At 68.8% G+C, this 24,602-nt stretch carries 23 protein-coding genes and 1 tRNA gene; 11 read left to right on the plus strand and 13 right to left on the minus strand.

What is annotated here, in order from left to right; translation table 11 throughout:
- Positions 1 to 14: 14 nt before the first annotated feature.
- From OG984_RS23420 to OG984_RS23435, 4 genes are all read right to left on the minus strand, one after another.
- Positions 15 to 485 carry a hypothetical protein gene (locus OG984_RS23420; RefSeq protein WP_328528584.1) on the minus strand — a complete coding sequence of 157 codons (471 nt, stop codon included), beginning with the start codon at positions 483 to 485 and terminating at the stop codon, positions 15 to 17.
- A 46-nt stretch (positions 486 to 531) separates the two neighbouring features.
- Complete coding sequence (locus OG984_RS23425) at positions 532 to 1,908, minus strand: class-II fumarase/aspartase family protein (RefSeq protein WP_328528585.1); 1,377 nt, start codon at positions 1,906 to 1,908, stop codon at positions 532 to 534.
- Between the two features lie 866 nt (positions 1,909 to 2,774).
- Positions 2,775 to 2,850, minus strand: a tRNA-Gly gene (locus tag OG984_RS23430).
- Positions 2,851 to 2,899: 49 nt separating this feature from the next.
- Positions 2,900 to 3,691: an SGNH/GDSL hydrolase family protein gene (locus OG984_RS23435; protein WP_328528586.1), complete on the minus strand. Its 792-nt coding sequence runs from the start codon at positions 3,689 to 3,691 to the stop codon at positions 2,900 to 2,902.
- Between the two features lie 130 nt (positions 3,692 to 3,821).
- Here OG984_RS23435 and dcd point away from each other — a divergent pair, with 130 nt between their 5' ends.
- From dcd to OG984_RS23480, 9 genes are all read left to right on the plus strand, one after another.
- The gene (gene dcd / locus OG984_RS23440; RefSeq protein ID WP_008354516.1) at positions 3,822 to 4,397 is read left to right on the plus strand and encodes a dCTP deaminase; all 576 of its coding nucleotides are present in this window, start codon (positions 3,822 to 3,824) and stop codon (positions 4,395 to 4,397) included.
- Positions 4,398 to 4,427: 30 nt separating this feature from the next.
- The gene (locus OG984_RS23445) at positions 4,428 to 5,030 is read left to right on the plus strand and encodes a DNA-3-methyladenine glycosylase I (protein WP_328528587.1); all 603 of its coding nucleotides are present in this window, start codon (positions 4,428 to 4,430) and stop codon (positions 5,028 to 5,030) included.
- Positions 5,031 to 5,125: 95 nt separating this feature from the next.
- Positions 5,126 to 6,184, plus strand: coding sequence for an iron-siderophore ABC transporter substrate-binding protein (locus OG984_RS23450; protein ID WP_328528588.1), 1,059 nt, complete (start codon positions 5,126 to 5,128; stop codon positions 6,182 to 6,184).
- Positions 6,185 to 6,192: 8 nt separating this feature from the next.
- Entirely contained in the window at positions 6,193 to 7,224 is a 1,032-nt protein-coding gene (locus OG984_RS23455) for a FecCD family ABC transporter permease (protein ID WP_328528589.1), read from the plus strand.
- 17 nt (positions 7,225 to 7,241) lie between these two features.
- Positions 7,242 to 8,255 (plus strand): FecCD family ABC transporter permease, encoded by a 1,014-nt coding sequence (locus tag OG984_RS23460; protein ID WP_328528590.1) that lies wholly within the window; start codon positions 7,242 to 7,244, stop codon positions 8,253 to 8,255.
- 1 nt (position 8,256) lies between these two features.
- A complete protein-coding gene (locus OG984_RS23465) occupies positions 8,257 to 9,087 on the plus strand; it encodes an ABC transporter ATP-binding protein (RefSeq protein WP_328528591.1) in 831 nt (276 codons plus the stop codon).
- Between the two features lies 1 nt (position 9,088).
- On the plus strand, positions 9,089 to 10,039 hold the full coding sequence (locus tag OG984_RS23470) for a siderophore-interacting protein (RefSeq protein ID WP_328528592.1): 951 nt from the start codon (positions 9,089 to 9,091) through the stop codon (positions 10,037 to 10,039).
- An 83-nt stretch (positions 10,040 to 10,122) separates the two neighbouring features.
- Positions 10,123 to 11,853: a sodium:solute symporter family protein gene (locus OG984_RS23475; RefSeq protein ID WP_328532383.1), complete on the plus strand. Its 1,731-nt coding sequence runs from the start codon at positions 10,123 to 10,125 to the stop codon at positions 11,851 to 11,853.
- 11 nt (positions 11,854 to 11,864) lie between these two features.
- Positions 11,865 to 12,131, plus strand: coding sequence for a hypothetical protein (locus OG984_RS23480; RefSeq protein ID WP_328528593.1), 267 nt, complete (start codon positions 11,865 to 11,867; stop codon positions 12,129 to 12,131).
- Between the two features lie 5 nt (positions 12,132 to 12,136).
- On the opposite strand, the gene OG984_RS23485 is transcribed toward OG984_RS23480, so the two are convergent.
- The 8 genes from OG984_RS23485 to OG984_RS23520 form a co-directional block, all read right to left on the minus strand.
- A complete protein-coding gene (locus OG984_RS23485) occupies positions 12,137 to 12,898 on the minus strand; it encodes a DUF4097 family beta strand repeat-containing protein (protein ID WP_328528594.1) in 762 nt (253 codons plus the stop codon).
- A gap of 73 nt (positions 12,899 to 12,971) precedes the next feature.
- Positions 12,972 to 13,571: a toxin-antitoxin system HicB family antitoxin gene (locus OG984_RS23490; protein WP_328528595.1), complete on the minus strand. Its 600-nt coding sequence runs from the start codon at positions 13,569 to 13,571 to the stop codon at positions 12,972 to 12,974.
- 219 nt (positions 13,572 to 13,790) lie between these two features.
- A complete protein-coding gene (locus OG984_RS23495) occupies positions 13,791 to 17,174 on the minus strand; it encodes a (Fe-S)-binding protein (protein ID WP_328528596.1) in 3,384 nt (1,127 codons plus the stop codon).
- 182 nt (positions 17,175 to 17,356) lie between these two features.
- Positions 17,357 to 18,640 carry a choice-of-anchor P family protein gene (locus tag OG984_RS23500; protein ID WP_328528597.1) on the minus strand — a complete coding sequence of 428 codons (1,284 nt, stop codon included), beginning with the start codon at positions 18,638 to 18,640 and terminating at the stop codon, positions 17,357 to 17,359.
- A gap of 260 nt (positions 18,641 to 18,900) precedes the next feature.
- On the minus strand, positions 18,901 to 19,887 hold the full coding sequence (locus OG984_RS23505) for a hypothetical protein (protein WP_328528598.1): 987 nt from the start codon (positions 19,885 to 19,887) through the stop codon (positions 18,901 to 18,903).
- Positions 19,888 to 20,138: 251 nt separating this feature from the next.
- On the minus strand, positions 20,139 to 21,002 hold the full coding sequence (locus OG984_RS23510; protein WP_328528599.1) for an HpcH/HpaI aldolase/citrate lyase family protein: 864 nt from the start codon (positions 21,000 to 21,002) through the stop codon (positions 20,139 to 20,141).
- 1 nt (position 21,003) lies between these two features.
- A complete protein-coding gene (locus tag OG984_RS23515; protein ID WP_328528600.1) occupies positions 21,004 to 22,074 on the minus strand; it encodes an HpcH/HpaI aldolase/citrate lyase family protein in 1,071 nt (356 codons plus the stop codon).
- A 57-nt stretch (positions 22,075 to 22,131) separates the two neighbouring features.
- On the minus strand, positions 22,132 to 22,266 hold the full coding sequence (locus tag OG984_RS23520) for a hypothetical protein (RefSeq protein ID WP_328528601.1): 135 nt from the start codon (positions 22,264 to 22,266) through the stop codon (positions 22,132 to 22,134).
- Positions 22,267 to 22,336: 70 nt separating this feature from the next.
- On the opposite strand from OG984_RS23520, the gene OG984_RS23525 reads away from it, so the two are divergent.
- Positions 22,337 to 23,290, plus strand: a complete 954-nt coding sequence (locus OG984_RS23525; RefSeq protein ID WP_328528602.1) for a GlxA family transcriptional regulator — start codon at positions 22,337 to 22,339, stop codon at positions 23,288 to 23,290.
- Positions 23,291 to 23,393: 103 nt separating this feature from the next.
- Entirely contained in the window at positions 23,394 to 24,038 is a 645-nt protein-coding gene (locus OG984_RS23530) for a dihydrofolate reductase family protein (RefSeq protein ID WP_328528603.1), read from the plus strand.
- A 3-nt stretch (positions 24,039 to 24,041) separates the two neighbouring features.
- Here OG984_RS23530 and OG984_RS23535 read toward each other — a convergent pair whose 3' ends face one another.
- A complete protein-coding gene (locus tag OG984_RS23535) occupies positions 24,042 to 24,584 on the minus strand; it encodes a J-domain-containing protein (RefSeq protein ID WP_328528604.1) in 543 nt (180 codons plus the stop codon).
- Between the last annotated feature and the right edge of the window lie 18 nt (positions 24,585 to 24,602).

The raw sequence follows: 24,602 nt of genomic DNA on the forward strand, positions 1-24,602 counted from the left end.
GGTGCCGAGGGTTTTCAGTCGTGGCGGACCATCCAGGCCCCGGTGGAGTCGTCGAGCACGACCCGAACGGTCGGGTCGGCGCGGCCGTCGGCGGCAAAGGTGCACAGCGAGCTGGAGCAGAAGTGGCGCACGCGATGTGCTCCCTCCGGCGTTCGAATCTCCAGATGCAACGAGTAGATCGTGCTCTCGTCGGTGTGGTCGTCGTAGCCGACCACCATGGCGGTCTGCGTGGTTCCCTCATGAAGAAGTCGTCGAGCGACGCCGGCGCGAGCGGGCGCATCCCACATGTTCAAGGTGAGCCCTGCCATGAGGAGTGCGCCAGGGACGATGAGGAGCATCCACAGCCAGCCCCATGGACTGGTTTCGAGGGCGGTCAGTATTCCCAGAGGGATCAGTGCGAGTGCCGTCGCTCCGGTGGGCACGGCGAGGATCTGCTGGAGTCGGGCGCGTCGACCGGTCTCCCACTCGACTTCATGAAAATTCACCAACCGGCCTCATCCGTGACGTCAGCTCAGCGACCTCCGCCTATGGTCAGGCGGCGGGGATCTGGATGGTATCGGCCACCCGGCGCGCGTGCTCGGCCATCGAGCGGGCGATGTTGGCGGACTCGCCGAGGTGGCGGCAGGGGTCGAGCAGCGCGGTGATCTCGTCGCGGCTGAAGTGGGCCGAGACCTCGGGGGAGGCGGCGAGCAGCGAGGCGAAGTCGAGCTCCTCGACCGCGGAGCGCTGGGCCAGCTCGAAGACGACGTCGTGGGCGACCTGGCGGCCGATGCGCTCGCCGAGCTCGAGCATCAGGGACTCCGAGCCGATGAGGCCGCCGGAGAGGGCCAGGTTGGCGCGCATCCGGTCCTCGTCGAAGGTCAGGCCGGTGAAGATGACCACGAGCCGGGCCAGGACGTCGCCTGCAAGACGCGACGCCTGGGCGACAGCGTCCTCGAGGATCCCGGTCATGGCGCCGTTGGCCTCGTGGTCGTGGAGCATCGACTCCATCGCCGGGGCGACGAGCCCGCGCAGCTGGGTGGCGGCGGTGATCACGTCCAGCGTCAGCTGTGGGTTGCGCTTGTGGGGCATCGTCGAGGAGCCGATGGTGCCCTCGGGGATCGGCTCGAAGGCCTCGCCGAACTCGGGCTGCATCATCGAGTAGACGTCCTTGCCGATCTTGCCGGCGGTGCCACCGAGGAGACCGAGGATCGAGACCCACTCGACCATGCCGTCGTTGATCGCGCGCGAGGGGACGGGCATCGAGCCCATGTCGAGCCGGGAAGCGGTCTCGGTCTCGATGGCGCGGGCGTGGGAGCCGAAGGAGGCCATGGTGCCGGCGGCCCCGCCCATCAGGAGACGGAAGACGCGGTCCTCGACCGAGCGGAGCCGGTCGACGTGCGCCGCGATCTCGTCGATCCAGATGGCGACCTTGAAGCCGAAGGTGATCGGGACGGCGTGCTGGGAGTGCGTACGTCCCGGCATCGGCACCTCGGCGCCGGCCTCGGCGACCTTGGAGAGTGAACGGAGCAGGTCGCCGAGCAGGTCGAGGATCTTGTCGTGCGCCTGGCGCAGCAGGATCAGGTCGGCCGTCTGGGTGATGTTCTGCGTGGTGGCGCCCCAGTGGACCCAGCCGCCGTGCTTCTTGCCGACGACCCGGCAGAGCTCCTCGACCAACGGGGTCAGCGGGTGGCTGTGCTCGGCGGTGGCCTTCTCGATGCGGTCCAGGTCGAGCTTGTCCAGATCGGCGGCCTCGGCGATCGCCTCGCCGGCCTCCGCGGGGATCACCTTCACGGCCGCTTCTGCCTCGGCGAGCGCCGCTTCGACGTCGAGCCGCGCCTGGAGGCGTGCCTCATAGGTGAACAGGTCTCCGATGCCGTGGTCGGGGACTCGTCCATCGGTGAATCGGCTGCTCGAGCCCGCGCTCATGGCGAGTGATCCTTTACGTGTCGTTCACACAATGATTGGAAAACAGAAACCCAATCTTAATCGAAGCAAAGCGCAAACACCCGTGATCGTGTGCTGCATCACTTGGATCGTGCAAGTGAACTGAAACAGGCCGTGCCGAAGGGCACGACCTACCCCACCCCACATCCACTCCTCCGTGGAGCGGGATCTGGTGCTGGCTTCAGGCAGTGATCGGCCTAGCCAAGATTATCGGGGGTATCCGGGGGTAGGCGCGGGTGTCCGTATCGCGGCGGCCGAGCGTCGCCCATTTCGGAGGTGTCGCGGGGAGTGTCCCGATCGGCAGCAGCCCCCTCGTCATCTGCCGGTTTGCTGGATCCCGGATCGCCTGGATATCGCGGACTGGACGTCGTCCCGTGCATCTGGAACGCGTTTCTGGTTACCGTGTTGGCGCCGACGGGACAGTCTGGGTGACTACTCCTACGTGGGGTGCGACACCACGATGGGTGCCGTTGGTGCCGTGGTCTCGGGCACCGACTCGGGGCCGCGGTCTAGTTGGCGGGCTCGACGTGTGGCCTGCTGGCGAAGGGCCGGAGAGCGCACGACGCACGGACCCCCCCCGCCGTCGCCGTGCCGAAGAACTGGCGTTGCTCGCGAATGAGGATCAGCGTCCTCCACGAGAGATTGCGGTTCTAGCTGCTGACCCTGGAGAGTGAGCGCTCGGTCTTCGGACTGGGTGCTCTTCTTCATGCGCGCGGCACCTAGGGGGACCGGCCGCCAGGCCGCACGCCGCCGCGATGACGATGGATCTCTACGGCCACCTCATCAACAACAGAAACCCGCACTGACGACGATGAAGACGAAAGTGCGGGCTGATCTGCGGTGTTACGTGGAGCGGACGACGAGGCTCGAACTCGCGACATCAACCTTGGGAAGGTTGCGCTCTACCAACTGAGCTACGTCCGCAGGTGCGACCAGGATGTTACCCCACCCGCGCGGCCAGGTGTGAACCGACTCAGGAAAGTCGTGTCATCCGGGGATAGCGAGCCGACAGGCCGTCGCCCACGGGACCACGGAGCATGCGGCGTACGGCCCAGGGGAGTGCCCGGGCGGCCAGCCGCCGGACCTCGCGGATCGGGCCGGCCAGGCCGTTCGGGCCCGGCTCCTCGATGACGACCAGCGGCTTCGGCGTGGGCAGGTGGTGGCGTACGCCGAGGGTGTCGAGGACCTTGATCGCCATCAGCTGATGGCCGGGAGCACCCAGGAAACCGTGGCCGTCCCAGTAGCCCGCGTCGTCGTACTCGGTCATCCGCCAGAAGTCGACCAGCGTGGCCCCGCGCCGCTGCGCGATCTCCCGGACGGCCTCGTTGTAGACCGCGAAGCGCCCGCGCAGCAGCCGCCCGACGGTGGACGCCCGCGCGCCGTAGGCCGTGAAGACCACCACCTTCGCGCCGCTGTCGACCAGCTGCCCGATCGCCGTCTCGTAGGTCGCGAGCAGGGTGTCGATATCGACGTGCGGCCACATCAGGTCGACCGAACCGCCGTAGATCGTGACCACGTCCGGCTCGAGCGCGAGCGCCGGGGCCACCTGCTCCTTGACGATCCGGTCGATCCCACGGCCGCGGACGGCGAGGTTGGCGTAGGTGAACTCAGGGGTCCGCTTGGCCATCACCTCGGCGACCCGATCGGCCCAGCCGCGTACGCCGTTCGGGCGGCGGAGGTCGGTGTCGCCGACGCCCTCGGTGAAGGAGTCGCCCAGCGCGACATACCGGCGATAGCCGCCGGGGATCAGCGCATCCAGTGCCATGCGCCCGATTCAACCGGGTTTGCGCCGGGACGTACGACTCTCGAGCGGAATCTGTGACAGATGAGGTAGGGGAGATTTCAGGGAGGCCGCAGGAGGCGTGTGTGGCGTCCGGCTGCGTTAGGTTTGCCTCGTGCTGCTGAGCGACAAGGACATCCTGACCGAGATCCACGACGGAAGGATCGTCATCGACCCGTGGGACGAGTCGATGCTGCAGCCGTCGTCCGTCGACGTACGTCTGGACCGGTTCTTCCGGGTCTTCGACAATCACAAGTACGCCACGATCGACCCGGCCGTGGACCAGTCCGAGCTCACCCGGCAGATCGAGACCGAGGGGGACGAGCCGTTCATCCTGCACCCGGGCGAGTTCGTTCTCGGGTCGACCTACGAGACCGTGACCCTGCCCGACGACATTGCCGCCCGTGTCGAGGGGAAGTCGTCGCTGGGACGGCTCGGGCTGCTCACCCACGCCACCGCCGGCTTCGTCGACCCGGGTTTCTCCGGCCACGTGACCTTGGAGCTGGCCAACGTCGCGACGCTGCCGATCAAGCTCTACCCGGGCATGAAGATCGGTCAGTACTGCTTCTTCAGGCTCACCTCGCCGGCACAGAACCCCTACGGCAGCGAGAAGTACGGGAGCCGCTATCAGGGTCAGCGTGGCCCGACCGCCTCGCGCAGCTTCCAGAGCTTCCACCGCACCAAGATCTGACTGTCGGTGGTCGCCGCTAGGGTCGGGTGGATGAGTGAGACACCGTTCCTGGCTCCCGATGGCCAGACGCGTTGCGCGTGGGCCGGCGGGGCGCCGGAGTTCCTCGACTATCACGACACCGAATGGGGATTTCCGGCCGGCGGTGACGTGCGGCTCTTCGAGAAGATCTGCCTCGAGGGGTTCCAGAGCGGGCTGTCGTGGCGCACGATCCTCAACAAGCGGCCGGCTTTCCGCGAGGTCTTCGCGGGCTTCGACTTCCACAAGGTCGCCGAGTTCGACGAGGGCGACGTCGAGCGTCTCCTGCGGGACGCACGGATCATCCGTCACCGGGGCAAGATCGAGGCGGCGATCAACAACGCCCGTCGCGCGGTCGAGCTCGTCGAGGAGCGTGGGTCGCTGGCTGCGTACGTCTGGGACTTCGAGCCCGAGCCGCTGAAGATCCCGGAGGTGGTGGCGACCTCGCCCGCCTCGGTCAGCCTCTCCAAGGACCTCAAGAAGCGCGGCTGGAAGTTCGTCGGGCCGACGACGATGTACGCGTTCATGCAGTCGATGGGGATCGTCAACGACCATTCGCTCGACTGCGTGATCCGGGACCGGGTCGAGGCCGAGCGGGCGGCGTTCGTCAGGCCCTGACCTGTCCAAATCCGGGGGCCCGATGCCTCGTTCGAACCCGAGATGTGTTTAGGCTGTCCTAACTAAGCATTGCCTAACCCGAGGTGGTTCCCCCCGTGATTCGTCGATCCGTACTCATCGCAGCGAGCCTCGTGCTCGCTGCCACTGGCCTGGCTGCGTGCAGCACAGGCGCGACCGACTCCGCGGACAGCTCCGCGGACTCCGCTTCGAAGGCGGACAAGGGCGCCTTCCCCGTGACCGTCGAGCACGCCTACGGCAGCACCGAGATCACCGAGGAGCCGACCGACGTCGCCACCATCGGCTGGTCGGACCACGACGTGGCGCTGTCGCTGGGCGTCGTCCCGGTCGCGGCCCAGGCGATCACCTGGGGCGGCAACGACCAGCAGTCGACCGACTGGTTCGACGCCGAGCTGAAGAAGGTCGGCGGCAAGCAGCCGGTGCGCTACAACGCCGACACCAGCATCCCCTTCACCGAGATCAGCAAGGCTGCGCCCGACCTGATCCTGGCCACCAACTCGGGCATCACCGAGGCCGACTACAAGAAGCTCAGCGAGATCGCCCCGACCGTCGCCTTCCCCGGTGACCCGTGGCTGACCTCCTGGCAGGACTCGCTCGAGATGATCGGCAAGGCCACCGGGCGGGTCACCCTGTCCGAGGAGGTCAAGAAGGAGACCGAGGACAAGATTGCGCAGGCCCAGAAGGACCACCCGCAGATCGTCGGCGCCAGCTACCTGGTCACCGGTGTCCAGGACAACTCGAAGCTCGGCACCATCGGCCTCTACGGCGCCGGCGACGCCCGCCCGCAGATGCTCACCCAGCTCGGCATGGAGCTCGCCCCGGTCGCCGACAAGCTCGTCCCGGCCGGCCAGTTCTACACCGACGTCTCCGCGGAGAAGGCTCCCGAGCTGGAGTCCGAGGTGCTGATCAACCTCGGCTACACCGCGGGCAGCTTCGAGGCCCTGCAGAAGGACAAGCTGCTCAGCCAGATCCCGGCGATCAAGAGCGGTCACTACCTCGACGTGACCGACCAGCCGCTGTCCCTGACCTTCTCCGCCGCGAGCACCCTGTCGATCCCCTACTTCATCGACGAGCTCGTTCCCTCGATCGCCGAGGCGGTCGACGGCGGGAAGGTCAACGTCACCGCGGCTGAGTGAAGCCCGCGTTGACCATCCGTACGCCTCTGGCCCCGGCCGACCCGGCAGCAGCTGCCGCCGCGGTCGTCCGGGGCCGACGGCTGCCCGGGGTCGGGCTGATCCTGGGCGTGCTGCTCCTCGCGGCCGTCGCCTCGATCCTGCTCGGTGCCGAGTGGGTTCCGCCCACCGCACTCTTCGACGACGGCAGCTTCGGGCACGCGATCCTGGAGAACCGGATCGCCCGCACCGCGATCGCCTTCGCCGTCGGCGGCGCGCTCGCGCTCGGCGGTGCCTGCCTGCAGGGACTCACCCGCAACCCGCTGGCCGATCCTGGACTGCTCGGCCTCAACGCCGGCGCGGCCTTCGCGGTCGTCGTGGCGCTGGTCTACGTCGGTGCCACCGGCCTCGACTCGCTGCTGTGGGCCGCCTTCATCGGCGCGGCCCTGGCCGCGATCCTCGTGCACGGCATCGCCGCGATCGGCCGTGACGGCGCCACCCCTGCCAAGCTCGTGCTGGCCGGTGCGGCACTGACCGCGGCGCTGACCAGCTGGACCAGCGGCATCCTGCTGATGGACCACAAGGGCCTGGAGGTCTTCCGGCAGTGGCAGGTCGGCACCATCGGCAGCGACTGGGGCGACCTCGCGATCTGTGCTCCCTTCCTCGCCGTGGGTGCGGTGATGGCGCTGCTGGGTGCTCGGGTCCTCGACGCACTCGCGCTCGGTGACGACCTGGCCAAGGGGCTCGGCCGACGCACCGGCCTGGACCGGGTGGTCGTCGGGATCGCGGTGGTGCTGCTCAGCGGCACCGCCACCGCCCTGGTCGGCCCGGTCGCCTTCGTCGGCCTGGTCGTCCCGCACGCCGTACGTGCTCTGGTCGGTCCCAGCTACACCCTGGTCCTCCCGCTCTCGATCGCCGGCGGCGCCGCGCTCACCGCCATCGCCGACGCGCTTGGCCGGGTGGTGCTGCCGCCCACCGAGGTGCAGGTCGGCATCATGACGGCCGTCGTCGGCGTACCTGCCTTCGTGTGGTTCCTGCGACGTGGACGGATGGCCGGACTGTGAGCGCGACTCTTGACCCTGTGCGGTCCGTCGACGTCGTACGCAAGGCCCGGCGGGCCCCGCGACGCCGCCATGCCGTCGTCATCGCGGTCCTGGCGGTGCTCCTCTTCGCGGCCTTCGTCGCCCGGGTGCTGCTCGGCAACTTCATCATCACCGTGCCCGACTTCTTCAGGATCCTCGGCGGAGCCGAGATCCCCGGCGCGACCTTCCTGCTGATGTCGGAGAAGCTCCCCAGGGCGATCCTCGGAGTGCTGGTCGGGATCGCGTTCGGCAGCGCCGGCGCGGTCTTCCAGAGCACCCTGCGCAATCCCCTGGCCAGCCCCGACATCGTCGGCGTCTCGCTCGGCGCGAGCGCGTCGGCGGTCTTCGCCATCGTGGTCCTCGACCTGCAGGGGCTGGCCCTGAGCATCGCCGCGATCGTGGGGGCGATCGCGATCGCGGTGGCGGTCCGGCTCGTGGCCGGCTCCGACGGCAGCTACCGGCTCGTCCTGGTCGGCGTCACCGCCGCGGCCGCGATGACCGCGGTCGTCCACTACCTCTTCACCCGCGCCAACGAGTTCGACGCCCTGCTCGTGCTGCGCTGGCTGACCGGCGCGCTCAACGGCGTCACCTGGCCCACCATCTGGATCCTGCTGGGGTTCCTGGTCGTGCTCGTCCCGGCGCTGATCTGGACCGCACGGTCCGCCCAGATCCTCCAGCTCGGACCGGACGTGGCCACCGGGCTGGGCGTCAGCCGGCGGCGTACGGACCTGCTGCTCCTGCTCGCCGTCCTGCTCACCGCTCTCGGCGTCGCCGCCGCCGGGCCGGTCGCCTTCGTCGCGTTCGTGGCCGGACCGATCTCGCGGGCGCTCAACGGCGGGCGTACGACCCTGGTCGGCGCTGCGCTCGTCGGCGCCATCGTGATGGTGGCCGGCGACTACATCGCCGACTATGCGGTTCCCGGCGTCTCCTTCCCGGTAGGCGTCGTCACCGGTGCGTTCGGGGCGCCGTTCCTGTTGTGGTTGCTCGCCGCCGGGCGAGCTGGAAGGCGATGACATGAAAGAGGCCCAGATGAGACTCGCCGCGGAGAGTGTGAGCCTCGGCTACGGCGCGGACCCGGTCGTCGACGGGGTCTCGCTGGAGATCCCCGACGGCCTCACCACGGTGATCGTCGGCGCCAACGGCTGCGGGAAGTCCACCCTGCTGCGCGGGATGGCGCGACTGCTGAAGCCGATCTCGGGGCAGGTCGTGCTCGACGGCAAGGCGGTCCACAAGCAGCCCACCCGCGCGGTCGCCAAGACGCTCGGCCTGATGCCGCAGTCGCCGGTCGCGCCCGAGGGGATCACCGTCGTCGACCTGGTCGGCCGTGGACGCCAGCCGCACCGCGGCGCGCTGCAGCGCTGGTCGGCGGAGGACGACGCCGCGGTCGCGGAGGCGCTCGAGCTGACCGACACCCTCGACCTGGCCGACCGTGTCGTCGACGAGCTCTCCGGCGGTCAGCGGCAGCGGGTCTGGGTGGCGATGGCGCTCGCCCAGCAGACCGACCTGCTGCTCCTCGACGAGCCGACCACGTTCCTCGACGTCGCCCACCAGGTCGACCTGCTCGACCTGCTCCACGGGCTGCGCTCCTCGCGAGGGACCACGGTCGTGATGGTGCTCCACGACCTCAACCTGGCGGCCCGCTACGCCGACCACCTGATCGCGATGAGCGGCGGCAAGGTCGCCGCCACCGGCACGCCTGCCGAGGTGGTGACCGCCGACCGCGTCGAGCAGGTCTTCGGGCTGGAGTGCCAGGTCATCCACGACCCCGTCTCGGGCACACCGCTGGTCGTCCCCATCGGACGTCACCACCGACCCGCTGCTCACCCCCACGCACAAGGAGCCTGACATGCCCATCCTCGCCCGCGTCTCGGTGCGCTCCGTCGAGCGCCTCTCGCCGTCCTTCGCCCGGATCGAGCTGGTCGGAGACGACCTGGCCGACTTCGGCAACGACGGACCGACCCTCGACCAGCGCATCAAGCTCTTCTTCCCGGCCGCCCCGGGTGTGCTGCCCGAGCTCTCGGCCGAGGACTGGTACGCCGAATGGCTCGCCCTGCCCGACGACGAGCGTCCGCGGATGCGCACCTACACGATCCGCTCGATCGAGGGGGACGGCATCGAGAAGCGTCTGTACGTCGACTTCGTGCTCCATCCCGGAGCGCACGGTCCCGGCTCCGACTGGGCCGGCGCGGCCGAGCCGGGCGACGAGATCCTGGTGGCCGGCCCCAAGCTCGGCGAGCCCTACGGCGGGATCGAGTGGCTTCCGGGTGACGCGACCCGGCTGCTCCTGGTCGGCGACGAGACCGCCGTCCCGGCGGTCGTCTCGATTCTCGAGTCCCTGCCGGCGGACGCCACCGGATCGGCCTTCCTGGAGGTGCCGGTCGCCGGTGACGTACAGGAGGTGTCGGCGCCTGAGGGGCTGAAGGTCACCTGGCTGCCGCGTGAGGGTGCGCCGGTCGGCGGCCCGGCCCTGGCCGCCGTCGGTGGTCTGCTCGGTTTCGAGGCGACGCCCGAGGACGTCACCTCGGTCGAGGTCGAGGACCCGGACCTGTGGGAGACCCCGATCTACTCGTCCTCCGGCGAGGAGGTCGCGGTCGCCGAGAGCGGCTCCGAGAGTGGCTCCGAGAGTGGCTCCGAGAGTGGCTCCGGGAACGGCGAGGACGGGCGCTACGCCTGGATCGCGGGCGAGTCCCGGATGGTCACCGCGCTGCGCCGTCACCTGGTCAACGAGCTCGAGATGCCGCGCAAGCAGGTCGCCTTCATGGGCTACTGGCGCGAAGGCGTGTCGATGAAGGGGTGACCCAGCGCGGTTTAGAGGCGTACGCGTGGTTAAGTTTGGTGCGCCCAATCAAATAGAAGGGTCTCGGAATGCAAGCAAGCATCCTGGCCGCGGACACTCTGATCCAGGCCAACGCGGTCGACTACCTCCTGATCGCCATCTACTTCGCGTTCGTTCTCGGCATCGGCTTCCTGGCCAGCCGGGGCATGTCGAACTCGGTGGACTTCTTCCTCTCGGGCAGGTCACTGCCCGCGTGGGTCACCGGGCTCGCCTTCATCTCGGCGAACCTCGGCGCTGTCGAGATCATGGGTATGTCGGCAACGGGAGCACAGCTCGGGCTCCCCACCGTCCATTACTTCTGGATCGGTGCGATTCCCGCCATGTTGTTCCTGGGCGTCGTGATGATGCCCTTCTACTACGGCTCGAAGGTGCGCTCGGTCCCCGAGTTCATGAAGCGCCGTTTCGGCACCGGTGCCCACCTGGTCAACGCGCTCTCGTTCGCGCTGGCGCAGCTGCTCATCGCCGGTATCAACCTCTACCTGCTCGGCTCGATCGTGCACGCGCTGCTCGGCTGGCCGCTGTGGGTGGCGCTGATCGTGGCCGCCGTGATCGTGCTGTCCTACATCACGCTCGGTGGTCTGAAGGCCGCGATCTACAACGAGGTGCTGCAGTTCTTCGTGATCGTCGCCGCGCTGCTGCCGCTGACCCTGCTCGGTCTCCACCGGGTCGGTGGCTGGGACGGCCTCACGTCGAAGATCGAGAAGGCCGCGGCCGCCAACCCCGACACCATCGCCCCTGCCGCGGACCAGCTCAACTCCTGGCCCGGTGCGGCGCTGACCGGCTTCGGCTCCGACTTCCTCTCCGTCGTCGGCATCGTGTTCGGTCTCGGCTTCGTGCTCTCCTTCGGCTACTGGACGACCAACTTCGTCGAGGTCCAGCGCGCGATGGCCGCCGACTCGATCTCGGCCGCCCGGAAGACGCCGATCATCGGTGCCTTCCCGAAGATGTTCATCCCGTTCATCACCATCTTCCCCGGCATGATCGCGGCGGTCCTGGTCACCGAGATCGCGCGTACGAAGGCAGGGGAGGCGGTGCCCGGCGGCGCCTCCGGTGAGGGCGTGACCTACAACGACTCGCTGCTCTACCTGATGGCGGAGGTGCTGCCCAACGGTCTGCTCGGGCTGGCGATCACCGGTCTCCTGGCCGCGTTCATGGCCGGTATGGCGGCCAACGTCTCGGCCTTCAACACGGTGGTGTCCTTCGACATCATCCAGGAGTACATCATCAAGGACCGCCCCGACGACTTCTACGTCAAGCTCGGTCGCTGGGCGACCGTCGCGGCGACCGCCATCGCGATCTTCACCGCGGTCCTGGCGTCCAACTTCTCCAACATCATGGACTACCTGCAGACCCTGTTCGGGTTCTTCAACGCGCCGCTGTTCGCGACGTTCATCCTGGGTATGTTCTGGAAGCGGATGACCGCGACCGCCGGTTGGACGGGTCTGGTCTCCGGCACCCTGGCGGCCGTGCTCGTCGGCGTCCTCGCCGAGGGCACCCTCGGCGGGCTCTCTGTCGGCGTTCTGCCGCTCTCCGGCCAGGGCGCCTCGTTCGTGGCCGCCGGTGCGGCCTTCGTGGTCGACATCGTGGTCAGCGTGATCGTCTCGCTGGTGACCGCGCCGAAGCCGGAAGGCTCCCTGAAGGGCCTGGTCTACTCCGAGACCCCGAAGGAGGACCTGGTCGACGCTGAGGACGCCGGTCGCCCGTGGTGGGAGCGCCCGGTGCCCCTGGCGGGTGTCGCGCTGGTCCTGGTCATCATCCTGAACGTGATCTTCTAGAGGAGGCTGAGATGTCCACCGAAACCAACAAAGGACTTCTGGCCACGCTGCTGTCGCTCTTCGACATCCGCAACGTGATCGGATCCCTGCTCGCGGTCTACGGCATCATCCTGCTGCTGATGGGCCTGTTCGGCGACCCGGAGGTCGACAAGACCGGCGGGCCCAACGCCAACCTGTGGGCGGGCATCGTCCTGCTCGTCATCGGGGCCGTCTTCATCGCCTGGGGCGTGCTCCGGCCGGTCGTGCCGGACGCCCCGGGCGCCCACGAGGAGAAGTAGCCCTCTCACAGCCCGATCAGGGTGATGTCACCGCTGACAGTGGTGGTGCGGAGCTCGACGTAGGGCTCACCCGCGGCCGGTGCGCCAGCGCTCTCGACAGTGCTGGTGCACCGGCCGGTCACTGTGTTGACGTCGGTCCACACCGGGGTGCCGTTCGGGATCCCGATGCGTACGTCGGACGAGGCGCCCTTCACCGAGATCCGGCCCGCGCTGACCGAGTGGATCGCGAAGTCACCGGCGCCGGTCGAGTGGCTCACATCGCCCTCGACCTCGTCGATCTCCACGCTGCCGGAGCCGGTCTTGGTGTGCAGGTCGTGGGCCGTGCCGATCCGGACGTCGCCGGATCCGGATTTGATCGAGGCGCGCCCGTCGAGGGTGTCCGCCTCGACGTCTCCCGAGCCGGACTCGATCTGGAACTCCTCGGTGACCCGGTCGATGCGTACGTCGCCCGAACCGGTCTGGAGCCATGCGGCTCGCAGGACGCCCTGGGTCGCGATGTCGGCGCTTCCGGTGCGGGCGCGCAGCTGGCTGCGGGCCGGGACGGTCACGGTGATGTCGTAGCGCCGCGAGCGGCTGAAGGGGCCCTTGTGCGGGTCGATGATGTTGATCGTGTCGCCGCTCTGCTCGACCACGAGATGCTCGGCGTCGTCGCCCTCGATCTCGATGGTCGTCTCGTCGGTGTCGGTCGCCTGGACCTCGAGGTTGCCCTTCCCGAACTCGACGAACAGCTTGGCCGGTGCGGTGGACATGAAGGTGTACGTGCTCATGATGCTGCTCCTCAGGGTGTGCTGATCTACCGGACCGGCCGGGCGGCCGTCCGTTGGTGCGCGGGGGTTCAGGTCAGAGCCAGCCGGTCATCCGGCGGTCGGACCTGCCGCGGTTGCTTCCGCGGAACGGATCGAGGCTGTTCATCGCCTCGGTGACGATGTGGGGGATCGCGGAGAGGTCGACGTCGACGTTGACCGCGTTCTCCCGGGTGGCCGCGCGTACGGCGCCGACGAGCCAGGTGTTGAGCGACTGGCCGGCCTCGGCCGCTGCCTCCTCGGCCTTCGCCTTGAGCGACTCCGGGATGCGCAGGGTCACCCGGGCCAGGGCGTCGTCTCCCTCGGGCTCCCCCGGCGCCGGGGGAGCCGGGGGAGCGGGGGGAGCGGGGGGCGCCGGAGGCGTGGGTGGGGTCGGCGGGATCGGCTCGGCGAGCTCCGGCAGCGTGACCCCGAACTCCAGGTCGCGTCCCCGCAGACGTACGTCCACGTTGCCCGTCGGCAGCTCCGCCGTGATCTCCGCGGCCGCCTGGCTCACCGCCTCCATCACCGCCAGCCGAGCCGCCGGGTCGAGCGCGTAGGTGAGTCGCTCCGCGGTCTCCCGAGCCTCCGGCCCGGATGCCTCGGCCGCGGCCAGCAGGTCCCGTCGCAGGCTGTCGATGTACGGCGTGATGTCCATGGGCACCACTATGACATCATTTTGACGTCATCACAATCTCAATGTGACATCACGTGATGTCAGGCGAGTGGGTGGCAGGCTCGGGTAGTCCAGGGAGTTTCCGTCCATTACTCGTCGGTAGACCGACGGAAACTCCCTGGACTACCCCGGCTGAAATGACGATGACACCTTGCGAGTGCTCGCAAGGTGTCATCGTCTGGTGCAGCGAACTGCGGTGGGTCAGAGGTCGAAGAGCGACCCTGCCTCGTGGATGTCGACGTCGGTACGCGGCGTGTGAGCGTCTCCGCTCACGGCCGGCGCCGACTTCGGCTCCGGTGCGGGGGCGGCCTCAGGCTCGGGCTCCGGCTCGGCCGGGGCCTCCACCTCGACGGCCGTGTCCTCGTCAGGCGTCTCCTCGACCACGGACTCCGGCGCAGTCTCGGTCGCAGGAGCGACCTCGGCGACGGGAGCAGGAGCCGCAGGGGCAGGAGCCGCAGCGGCGACCGTGCCCTCCGGCGCCTCGATATCGAAGAGCGAGCCGAGGCTGTCGAAGTCGACGTCGGTCTTCGGCTCCGAGGTCACCCCCGAACCCGCGACCGGCGCAGCGGGCGCGGCAGGCGCGACCGGAGCAGCAGCCTCGGGCGCCTCGGTCGGAGCGGCCTCGACCGGAGCAGCGGCCTCGGGGGCCTTCGCGGGAGTGGGCTCGCTCGCCGGGATGTCGAAGAGCGAACCACCGGCGCTGAGGTCGATGCTCGGCTCCTCGTCGGCCGGGGCCGCAGCCGGGGCCGGTGCCTCGGGCTCGGCTGCAGCCGGCGCTGCCTTCGCCTCGGGGGCCGGTGCGGCCTCCTCGGCAGGTGCGGCCGGGATGTCGAAGAGCGAGCCGCCCCCACCCAGGTCGACAGCAGGCTCCTCGGACGCCGGTGCCGGAGCAGCCGGCGCCGCCTTCGCCTCGGGTGCGGCGGCAGGCTCCGCCTCCTGCGCGGGTACGTCGAAGAGCGACCCACCGGTCCCGAGATCGGCAGCAGGCTCCTCGGTCGGCTTCTCCTCGGCGGGCGCCTCGGCAGGCGTGTCGAAGAGCGACCCACCGTCGTCGAACAGCGAACCACCGGAGGCCGGCTTCTCCGGCTCCGCGGCGGGAGCCGGGGTGTCGAAGAGCGAGCCGCCACCCGACGTACCGCCCGAAGCCGGCTCGGCCGGGGCAGGGGTGTCGAAGAGTGAGGACGCGTCGGCCGGAGCCTTCGGGGTCTCAGTGGTCTCGGCGGGGGAGTCGAAGAGCGACGAGCCCGCAGCCGCGGTGGCGGCACCAGCAGCCGGAGCGGCCTCCTCGACGGCCGGAGCGGCCTTGGCGGTGGCGCCGACCTTCGCGCCCTCGCCCGGGGCCAGCTTGGTGGCCTGCTCGCCCTTCACGGACGCGAGCAGCATCTGCGCGACGTCGAGGACCTCGACCTCTTCGCGGGCCGAGCCGTTGGCCTGGGCCTTGGTCAGGCCGTCGGAGAGCATGACGCGGCAGAACGGGCAGCCGACGGCGATCTGGTCGGCGCCGGTGGCGACGGCCTCGTCGGTGCGGTTCTCGTTGATCCGCGACCCGATCTTCTCCTCCATCCACATCCGGGCGCCACCGGCACCACAGCAGAAGGAGCGCTCGGAGTTGCGCGGCATCTCCTTGTACTCGGCGCCCGGCATGATCTGCAGCAGCTCACGCGGCGGCTCGTAGACGCCGTTGTGGCGACCGATGTAGCACGGGTCGTGGTAGGTGATGGAGCGCTTGTGGGCGCCGGCGCCGTCCGCGATCGGAGTCAGCTTGCCCTCGCGTACGAGACGGTTGAGCAGCTGGGTGTGGTGGACGACCTCGAGCTCGATGCCGAACTCCTTGTACTCGTTCTTCAGGGTGTTGAAGCAGTGAGCACAGGTGGTGACGGCCTTCTTGACCTTGAACTCCTTGAACGTCTCGACGTTCTGCTGAGCCAGGCCCTGGAAGACGAACTCGTTGCCGGCGCGGCGGGCGGAGTCACCGGTGCAGGTCTCTCCGTTGCCGAGTACGCCGAAGGTGACCCCGGCCATGTCGAGCAGCTCGGCCACGGCGCGGGTGGTCTTCTTGGCGCGGTCCTCGTAGGCGCCGGCGCAGCCGACCCAGAACAGCCAGTCGACCTCCTCCAGCGACTCGATGTCCTTGCCGACCTCCTTGACCTCGAAGGGCAGGTCCTTGGCCCAGTCCATGCGCGCGTTGGCGTTCATGTTCCAGGGGTTGCCCTTGCCCTCCAGGCCCTTGAACAGACCGTTGAGCTCGGAGGGGAAGTTCGACTCGACGAGCACCTGGTAGCGGCGCATGTCCATGATGTGGTCGACGTGCTCGATGTCGACGGGGCACTGCTGGACGCAGGCACCACAGGAGGTGCAGGACCAGAGCACGTCCTCGTCGATGACGAAGCCGCCGTCCTCGGGGTTGTAGAACCAGTCGAGCACCTCGGCGTTGCCCTCGGCACCTTCCGGAGCGCCGTCGGCCTTGCCGATGAGCGGCTTCTCCTTGAGATCGCCGTCAGCGGCCGCGGCGTACGCGTGCTCGCGCAGGCCCATCATCAGCAGCTTCGGCGAGAGCGGCTTCTCGGTGTTCCAGGCGGGGCACTGCGACTGGCAGCGGCCACACTCGGTGCAGGTGGTGAAGTCGAGGATGCCCTTCCAGGAGAAGTCCTGGATCGAGCCGACACCGAGGATGGCGTCCTCGGGGATGCGGTCCTCCTCCACGTCCTCGAGGGTGACCGGCTTGCCGTCGATGAGCATCGGCTTGATCGCGCCGAGCGCGGTGCCGAGCGGGCGCGCGCCGTCGGTGTCGGACGTACGCGAACCCGGCTCACGCTTGAACCAGATGTTGAACCAGGCGGTGAAGCGGTGCCAGGCGACACCCATCGTCAGGTGGGTGGAGACGATGGTCAGCCAGATCAGCGCCGTGATGATCTTGAAGGCCGCGATCGCGTAGATGACGTTCTCGAGGGTGTGGATCGCGTCGGGGCCGGTGGGGTAGAGCGCCCCGAAGAACTGCGAGATCGGGAAGTGGAACGCGGTGGCGTGCTCGGCGACCTCGCCGCCGTGAGCCTTGGCCAGGTTGTACTCCGCGCCGCGGATGAACAGGATCGCCGCGCTCTCCACCAGCACCATCGCCTCGACGAAGAACGCCTGCCACTGGGTGGAGCCGTAGAAGCGGGTGCCGCGGCCCTTCTGTGCGGGCAGGTGGGTCAGCCGGTAGATGATCAGCGGGATGATGCCCAGCGAGCCGAGCAGGCCGAGGATCTCGGCGATCCACTCGTATGCGAACAGCTTGCCGACCACCGGCAGCGTCCACTCCGGGTCGAAGAGCTGGAAGTACGCCGCCCCGACCGCCGTGGAGAGCACGATGAACGCCGCGAAGGCGAACCAGTGCAGGATCCCGACCCAGGTCCACTGCAGCATGCGCGTGTGGAGGACGGTCTCTTTCAACATCGTCAGGGTGCGGGCCAGCGGCTGGTCGACGCGGCTGATCGGCGTACCGATCTTGATGACCGCGAGCATCGACCGGACCGCCTTGATCACCAGGTAGGCGGTGGCCACCGTTGCCGCAAGACACACGACGATGGCGATGATCTGCAACATGCCTAGGCGCTCCTCATCAGGGGGCAGGACTGCCGGAATGAACCGAGCCTAATGCTTCAGGTCGGCTCGACTGCGTATGGGTGGGTTGATACTACCCGTGAGTAACTTCAGAATGAAGAAACGGCCCGCGCCCTGGTCAGGACGCGGGCCGTTTCTTAGGACAGCCTCAGTGGATCAAGGCCTCACGCGTTGGAGTTCACCTTGAACTTGGCGTGACCGATGTTCACGACCGTCTTGGTGCCCTTGGTCGCGTCGAGGAGCGTCAGCCGCAGGGCGACGACCTCGACCAGGTTCTTGCTGCGCTCGACGACGACCTTGGTCTCGATCTTGGCCAGGCCGGGGATGTCGACGCGGGAGAGCGCCGACTCGAGCTGGGCGAGGGAGACCTTCTGGTCGCCGACGTAGATGTCACCGAACTTGGTGCCCGAGATGGACGTCGAGGCGCCCTTGCCCTTGACGAACTTGGCGTTCGCCTGGGCGCGGATGGCCTCGATGCGGATCGCGCCGTCGCCGATGTTGACGCTGGCGACCTCACCGAAGGTGTAGCCCTCGGCGGTGGTCTTGGTCTGGTTCGAACGCTGACCGCTGGTCAGGCCCTTGACGTCCAGGATGTCACCCGCGTTGCCCAGCGGCACGCCGGCGATGGACTTGGTCTTCAGCTTGCCCTTGGTGCCGGCGCAGCCGGCGTTGGTCAGCGGGTTCTTGCCGATCTCGACGGCACCGCCGAGAGCGGTGGCGTCGATGGAGTCGGCGAAACCGCGGAAGGTCGCGCTGAAGGCCTGGCCGTTGATCTCGGCGCGGGAGCGACCGACGATGACCTCGGAGTCGCTGCCGTGGAGCTTGATCCAGATGCCGTTGGCGTAAGCCTCGGCGCCGTCGGCGTTGGTCTTCTCGACGGTGTTGCCGATGCCGATGGTGGCGATGCCGGGGATGACCAGCGGCTTGTCACGGCCGGGGATCGGAAGGTCGATCGTCTGGCCGGGGCCGGCCGGGTCGAGGACCACGTGAGCGATCTTGGCCTTCGAGTCGGCCTTGTAGCCCTTGCCGTCCCACCAGGCCTGGGAGACGGAGCTCAGGCCCTCGACGGTGACCTTGCCCAGCGGGCTCTTGTCGAGCACGACGTCGGCGATCTTGTGCTCGGAGATGGACTTGACCATGTCGCCGGACTTGATCGTCCGCTGCTTGGTCGTGGTCGCACCGATCGTGCCCACGCCGGGCACCTTGGCGCCGGCGGTGTTGTTGTTGACGTTGTGGCCGGCCTTACGGGTGCAGCCGATGGTCTGGTATCCGAGGTCGCCCGAGTTGGCCGGGATGCTGCCACCGGTCACGCGGGTGCCGAAGCCGCTCGCGAACATCCCGAAAGAGGTGTTCGTCAGTGCGGCCTGTGAAGGCGCCGGCACAACCAGAACTGCGCCGACGACGGCGGCAGCGGCTGCGGACAGCGCAAGCGTACGGATGCTTCGCATTGTTGGTTGGACTCCGATTCTGCGGTGGGGATCCCCCAAGATCCCCGCAACGGGGCCGTGCCACCTGCCAGATCCGGGGGAACCTGGCGCACTCCCGAGTTAAGGGGTGGCACATCGGGCAAACGAGAGAAAACCACGGAAGTTATCGGGACGGAGGTCCTATTTCTAGATGGCCCTTCCTTGTCATGGGTAACCCACCCGGGCATAGGCAAACGGGCCGTGACCTCGGGAGAGGTCACGGCCCGTTCGAGGACCCTCGCTTAAGGGGTCAAGTCGAGCTGAATGCCGGTGAGGCCGTCGATGACACCGGTCACCGTGTCGAGCACCGGGGCCACCACGTTCTCGCCGATCGACGGCGGAGCCGGCGCGGGGGTCGGTGCGGGTTCGGGGGCGGGCTCAGGCTCGGGGTTCGGCTCGGGGGCGGGCTCCGGGGCCGGCTGGGGAGCGGGCTTCGGTTGCTCGTCCTCCAGGACGGTCCCGTCGCGCGGGGTGGAGATGGACCCGCTGGCGGAGTGGGCGCCACCGTAGGAATCGGCACTGGAGGGCGCGTCGTAGTCGCCGCTCGAGTGCTTGCCGGGGGTGCCGCGCCCGGCGTTGCGGGAGAAGAGGGAGGTCTCCTCCGGTGCGATCACGCCAGGGGCGTCGATGACCTTCTGCTCGCCGGTGTCGACGACCGCGATGGCGTCGTACTCGCCGGCGTGGGCCTTGACCTGCTGGGTCTCGGCCTCGAGGCCGTTGCCGACGTTGGACTGCGCGAAGGCGCCGATGCCCGCCGAGGCGATCGCCATCGCCGCGAGCGGCAGCAGCACCGCCTTCTTGTTGCGGGCACGGTTCTTCGGGATCCGGTACTCCTCGACCGCGGCGTTCCGGGTCGGCACCTGCGCGGCGGCGTACGGCGGCATCGCGGGGTTGGCGAACGTCACCGGCCCGGCGGGGTGGAACTGCTGTGCCGTGTACGGGCTCGGCTGGTAGGCGTACTGCGGCAGCCGGGAGTGCGGAGGCATCGGGCGCTGGTAGCTGGGCCGAGGCGGCTGGTAGCGGACGGGAACGGGCGCGGGCTGCACAGGGACGAGCGCCGTGCCGGGCTGCGGCGGCGGCGTGTACGGCGTGTGACGCGGTCGCACCCGCTCGGGGGCGGCGTTGGTCCTGGGAGAGTCGATCCACGACTCGGTCGCCGGCGACAACCCCTCGAGAGCGCGGTTGGCGATCTCGAGGGGGTCGGCCGTGGTGTCGTTCTCGGTGCGCATCTGTGGGGCGTGGTGTCGAGCCGGCGTGGGCGGGACGTTCGAGAGGTCCCCCGTCGCGGGCCGACTGTTCGCTTCAGTCATCTGACGCTGTCTCCTGAGCGCTTAGCGAGTGTCGGTTGTGTCGCGCAGCACGTAACGGAACCAGAATCCCGCCGGTTTGTCACCTTCTTCTCGGAAAAAAGTTACTGATCAGCCAAAATGGGAGACGAGTAACTTTTTCTATACATTGAGAGGTATTCCTGGCCGGTGGCCTACAGCGCGGCGATGGCCTCGGCGATGCTGAGGACTCGCTTGGCGGACTCGACGTGGAGGGCCTCGACCATCTTGCCGTTGTAGGTCGCGACGCCGCTGCCGGCGGCCTCGAACGCCTCGATGAGACCCTTGGCGTCGGCCACCGCCTGCTCGCTGGGCGCGAAGCCCGCGTTGGCGCCCTCGACCTGGCTCGGGTGGACCAGGGTCTTGCCGTCGAACCCGAAGATCCGGCCCTGCTCGACCTCGGCCGCGTAGCCCTCGGCGTCCTTCACGTTGTTGTAGACGCCGTCGAGGATCACCTTGCCGCTCGCGCGCGCGGCGAGCACCGCGAGCTGGAGCGACGTGACCAGGTTGGCGCGAGCCGGAACGTGGTCGACGTAGAGCTCCTTGACCAGGTCGTTCGTGCCGAGGACGAGCACCGTCAGCCGCTCGGAGGCGGAGGCGATCTCCTCGGCGTGGAGGATGGCGTACGGGCTCTCGATCATCGCCCAGAGCTTCGTCTTCTCCGGGACGCCGGCCTTCTCGAAGGCCGCGACGAGGTCGAGCACCTGCTGGGGGCTGTTGACCTTGGGGACGACGATGGCGTCGGGACCGGCCTTGGCGGCGGCGGCCAGATCGTCGGCGTGCCACTCGGTGTCGGCACCGTTGATGCGGATGGTGAGGTACTTGTTGCCGTACTCGCCCGAGGTCACGGCCGCGGCCGCGTTCTCGCGCGCCTCCGGCTTGGCGTCGGGGGCGACGGCGTCCTCGAGGTCGAGGATCAGCGCGTCGGCGGTGATCGTCTTGGCCTTCTCGAGGGCGCGGGTGTTGGAGCTCGGCATGTAGAGGACCGAGCGCAGGGGGCGGAAGGTGGTCTCGGTCATCTCAGTCCTCGATCTCGATCGTGTCGTAGAGCTCCTTGAGCTTCGGGTCGATGGCGGCCAGTTCCTCGGCGAGGTCGACGAGGACCAGGCACTGCTTGAGCGAGGCGTCGTCCTCCATCTTGCCGTCCAGCATGACCGCGCCGGTGCCGTCGCCCATCGCCTTGACGACCCTGCGGGCGTGCTTGATGTCCTCGACGCTGGGGGAGAAGACGCGGTTGGCGATCTCGATCTGCTTGGGGTGCAGGCTCCAGGTGCCGACGCAGCCGAGCAGGAACGCGTTGCGGAACTGGTCCTCGGCCGCGACCACGTCCGTGATGTCGCCGAACGGGCCGTAGTAGGGGTAGATGCCGGCCTCGGCGCAGGCGTCGACCATCTTCGCGATCGTGTAGTGCCACAGGTCCTGCTGGAAGACCGTGCGGTTGCCGTGGATGTCCCCGTCGACCGGGTCCTGACGGACCAGGTAGCCCGGGTGGCCGCCGCCGACGCGGGTGGTCTTCATCTTGCGGTCGGCCGCGAGGTCGGCCGGGCCGAGACTGATGCCCTGCATGCGCGGGGAGGCCAGCGCGATCTCCTCGACGTTGGCCACGCCGCGGGCGGTCTCGAGGATGGCGTGGATGAGGATCGGCCTCCGTACGCCGCCCTTGGCCTCGAGCTGCGCGAGCAGCCGGTCCACGTAGTGGATGTCCTCGGGGCCCTGCACCTTCGGCACCATCACGACGTCGAGCTTGTCGCCGATCTCGGTGACCAGGGTGAGGAGGTCGTCGAGCACCCACGGGGAGTCGAGGCTGTTGATCCGGGTCCAGAGCTGGGTCTTGCCGAAGTCGGTCGCCTTGGCGATCTCGACCAGGCCCTCGCGGGCGGCGACCTTGTTGTCAGCCTTGACGGCGTCCTCCAGGTTGCCCAGGAGCACGTCGACGGTGCCGACCATGGCGGGCACCTTGGCCGCCATCTTCGGGTTCGACGGGTCGAAGAAGTGGATCGCGCGACTCGGCCGTGCCGGGATCTCTCGCAGCGGTGCGGGGGCGCCCACCGCCAACGGCGCGAAGAAGTCCTTAGGGCTCTTGTGACTCATGCCGGTCACCCTAACGGCCGGGGGTTACCCGTCGGTAGGCGTCTCGGCTTGTAACGATCACGGTCGGCGTCGGGAGGGATGGTCCTTCGGTACGGGGGCGCCGTGCCGGATCCGGGCGCCGGCGTCGAAACCGGCGAGGACGGAGCGCACCGTGGTGCGGAGCTTGCTGGGGTTCTTCCTGGTGTTGGTCATGACTCCATCGTGCTCGTGCGACGCGTCTCGGAGGAGTGGCAGGATTGACTATAAATGTTAGATTCTTGCCATGCCTGTCAAGCCGTCCATCGCCATCCCGATCGTCGACGGGATGACCCTGTTCGAGATCGGGATGCCGCTCGAGGCGCTCGGCTACGACTGGGACCACGACGCCAGCCCGCTCTACGACGTGGTGCTGTGCGGTGACCTGCGCGGAGTGCGCGTCCACGGCGGGCCGCGGCTGACGCCGCAGCGGCCGATGACCGCTCTGGCCGAGGCGGACACGGTGCTGGTGCCGGCCATCCGGCCGGGCGAGACGATCAGTCCGACCCTGCTCCGCGAGCTCCGCCGGGCCGCCGAGGCCGGAGCCCGGATGGTCTCGCTGTGCACCGGCGCCTTCGCCCTGGCCGAGGCCGGCCTGCTCGACGGTCGCCGAGCCACGACCCACTGGCGCTGGGCGGAGCTGTTCCGGCGTACGTATCCCGGGGTCGAGCTCGACCCGAGGGCGATCTATGTCGACGACGGCGTGCTGACGAGCGCGGGTTCGGCGGCCGGGCTGGACCTGTGCCTCCACCTGATCCGCACCGACCACGGCCAGCATGCCGCCAACACCATCGCCCGCAACCTGGTGATCGCCTCGCACCGCGACGGCGACCAGGCCCAGTACGTCGCGGCCGACCCGCTCACCGAGCAGGCCCACTGGCTCGACGAGCTGCGCACCTGGCTCCGTGCCAACCTGCACGAGGACGTCACCCTCGAGCGCCTGGCAGCGGCGGCCGCGGTCTCGCCCCGCACCCTCGCGCGGCGCTTCGAGCGCGACCTCGCCACCACCCCGATGCGCTGGGTAGCGGCCGAGCGGATCGCGGTCGCCAAGACCCTCCTCGAGACCACGGACCTCCCGATCGACCGGATCAGCCACGAGGCCGGCTACTACTCCCCGGTGACCTTCCGGACCGGGTTCACCTCGGAGGTCGGGGTGACGCCCGGTCGCTACCGGGCACGGTTCGCCGCACGGGCCGTGTGAGCGGTTCTCACCGGAAGATCGGGGCTGTCATCGATATTCACTGTCCGGCGTCGACCGGTGGTGGAAGGCTGCGGAAGGGCAGCGACAACGACAGGAGACGATGATGTCCCTCACCCGCGTACACAACTTCGCCATCTCCCTCGACGGCTTCGGGACCGGCGAGCCGCAGAGTCTCGAAGAGCCGTTCGGGCATGCGGGCGAGCGGCTACACGAGTGGATGTTCGCCACCCGGTGGTGGAACGAGAACGTCGGCGAGCCCGGTGGAACCACAGGAGTCGACGACGCCATCGCCCGGAGGCACCAGCCGGGGATCGGCGCCGAGATCATGGGTGCGAACAAGTTCGGTCCGCCGGGATGGCACGAGGACCCGGAGTGGAAGGGCTGGTGGGGCGAGAATCCGCCGTTCCACTCGCCGACCTTCGTGATGACCCATCACGCCCGCGAGCCGATCGAGATGCAGGGCGGCACCACGTTCTACTTCCGCGACGCTTCGCCGGCCGAGGTGCTGGAGGAGGCCCGTGCGGCCGCCGACGGTCAGGACGTACGCCTCGGCGGCGGCGCGACGATGATCCGCGACTTCCTGAAGGCCGGTCTCGTCGACCACCTGCACGTGGCCGTGGTCCCGATCGTGCTCGGCCGTGGCGCACGGCTGTGGGATGGTCTGGAGGGGCTGGAGGCGGACTACGACATCGAGTCGGTCTCTACACCCAGCGGCGTCACGCACGTGACGCTCACGCGCAAACGATGAAGCTCAGCGCCGCTGCCACCAGCGGCGCTTCTTCTCCTGCGTGGTGGCCTGGCGCCGTCTGGCGGCCTCCACCCTGGCCGCGCGGCGCTCGCGCCAGGCGGCCATGGTGGCGTCGACGTCGCGGGGCATGGTGATGAGCGGCGGTCCCTCGGGCGCGCCGTAGCGGGCCGCGATCACGCGCTCGTTGAACTCCTCGACGATCCGGCGGGCGCTGTCCTCGGTGGTCTGGGTGTCGAGGAGGTCGTCGAGCTCGGCGTCGTCCTTGCGGAGCTGGACCGACCGGGGGAGCACGACGATCTGCTCGCGCTCGATGAGCTGCTTGACCCACCAGTCGGGGTCGTGGTCGCGGTCGAGGTTCTTGATCGGCTTGCCGGCGCCGGGCAGGTTGTCGAACTCGCCGCGCTGGATCGACTGCTGCACCTGGAGGTCGACCCACTTGGTCTGGTTCTCGATCCGGGCGGCGGCCGCGGCCTTGCTTGCCGCGTCGGAGAGAGGGGGAGCCTGCGTCTCCGGGCGCTCCTCGGGCCGGTCCTCGCTCGTGGGCATGTGATCACCTCCAGCGCG

The sequence above is a fragment of the Nocardioides sp. NBC_00368 genome, from assembly GCF_036090055.1.
Classification (GTDB): domain Bacteria; phylum Actinomycetota; class Actinomycetes; order Propionibacteriales; family Nocardioidaceae; genus Nocardioides.

Bases quoted from the DNA above. Each gene is read 5' to 3' on its own strand.
- OG984_RS23425 (WP_328528585.1), bottom strand. From the start codon at position 1,908: ATGAGCGCGGGCTCGAGCAGCCGATTCACCGATGGACGAGTCCCCGAC.
- OG984_RS23435 (WP_328528586.1), bottom strand. From the start codon at position 3,691: ATGGCACTGGATGCGCTGATCCCCGGCGGCTATCGCCGGTATGTCGCG.
- OG984_RS23445 (WP_328528587.1), top strand. From the start codon at position 4,428: ATGAGTGAGACACCGTTCCTGGCTCCCGATGGCCAGACGCGTTGCGCG.
- OG984_RS23465 (WP_328528591.1), top strand. From the start codon at position 8,257: ATGAAAGAGGCCCAGATGAGACTCGCCGCGGAGAGTGTGAGCCTCGGC.
- OG984_RS23470 (WP_328528592.1), top strand. From the start codon at position 9,089: ATGCCCATCCTCGCCCGCGTCTCGGTGCGCTCCGTCGAGCGCCTCTCG.
- OG984_RS23480 (WP_328528593.1), top strand. From the start codon at position 11,865: ATGTCCACCGAAACCAACAAAGGACTTCTGGCCACGCTGCTGTCGCTC.
- OG984_RS23485 (WP_328528594.1), bottom strand. From the start codon at position 12,898: ATGAGCACGTACACCTTCATGTCCACCGCACCGGCCAAGCTGTTCGTC.
- OG984_RS23490 (WP_328528595.1), bottom strand. From the start codon at position 13,571: ATGGACATCACGCCGTACATCGACAGCCTGCGACGGGACCTGCTGGCC.
- OG984_RS23495 (WP_328528596.1), bottom strand. From the start codon at position 17,174: ATGTTGCAGATCATCGCCATCGTCGTGTGTCTTGCGGCAACGGTGGCC.
- OG984_RS23500 (WP_328528597.1), bottom strand. From the start codon at position 18,640: ATGCGAAGCATCCGTACGCTTGCGCTGTCCGCAGCCGCTGCCGCCGTC.
- OG984_RS23505 (WP_328528598.1), bottom strand. From the start codon at position 19,887: ATGCGCACCGAGAACGACACCACGGCCGACCCCCTCGAGATCGCCAAC.
- OG984_RS23510 (WP_328528599.1), bottom strand. From the start codon at position 21,002: ATGACCGAGACCACCTTCCGCCCCCTGCGCTCGGTCCTCTACATGCCG.
- OG984_RS23515 (WP_328528600.1), bottom strand. From the start codon at position 22,074: ATGAGTCACAAGAGCCCTAAGGACTTCTTCGCGCCGTTGGCGGTGGGC.
- OG984_RS23520 (WP_328528601.1), bottom strand. From the start codon at position 22,266: ATGACCAACACCAGGAAGAACCCCAGCAAGCTCCGCACCACGGTGCGC.
- OG984_RS23525 (WP_328528602.1), top strand. From the start codon at position 22,337: ATGCCTGTCAAGCCGTCCATCGCCATCCCGATCGTCGACGGGATGACC.
- OG984_RS23530 (WP_328528603.1), top strand. From the start codon at position 23,394: ATGTCCCTCACCCGCGTACACAACTTCGCCATCTCCCTCGACGGCTTC.
- OG984_RS23535 (WP_328528604.1), bottom strand. From the start codon at position 24,584: ATGCCCACGAGCGAGGACCGGCCCGAGGAGCGCCCGGAGACGCAGGCT.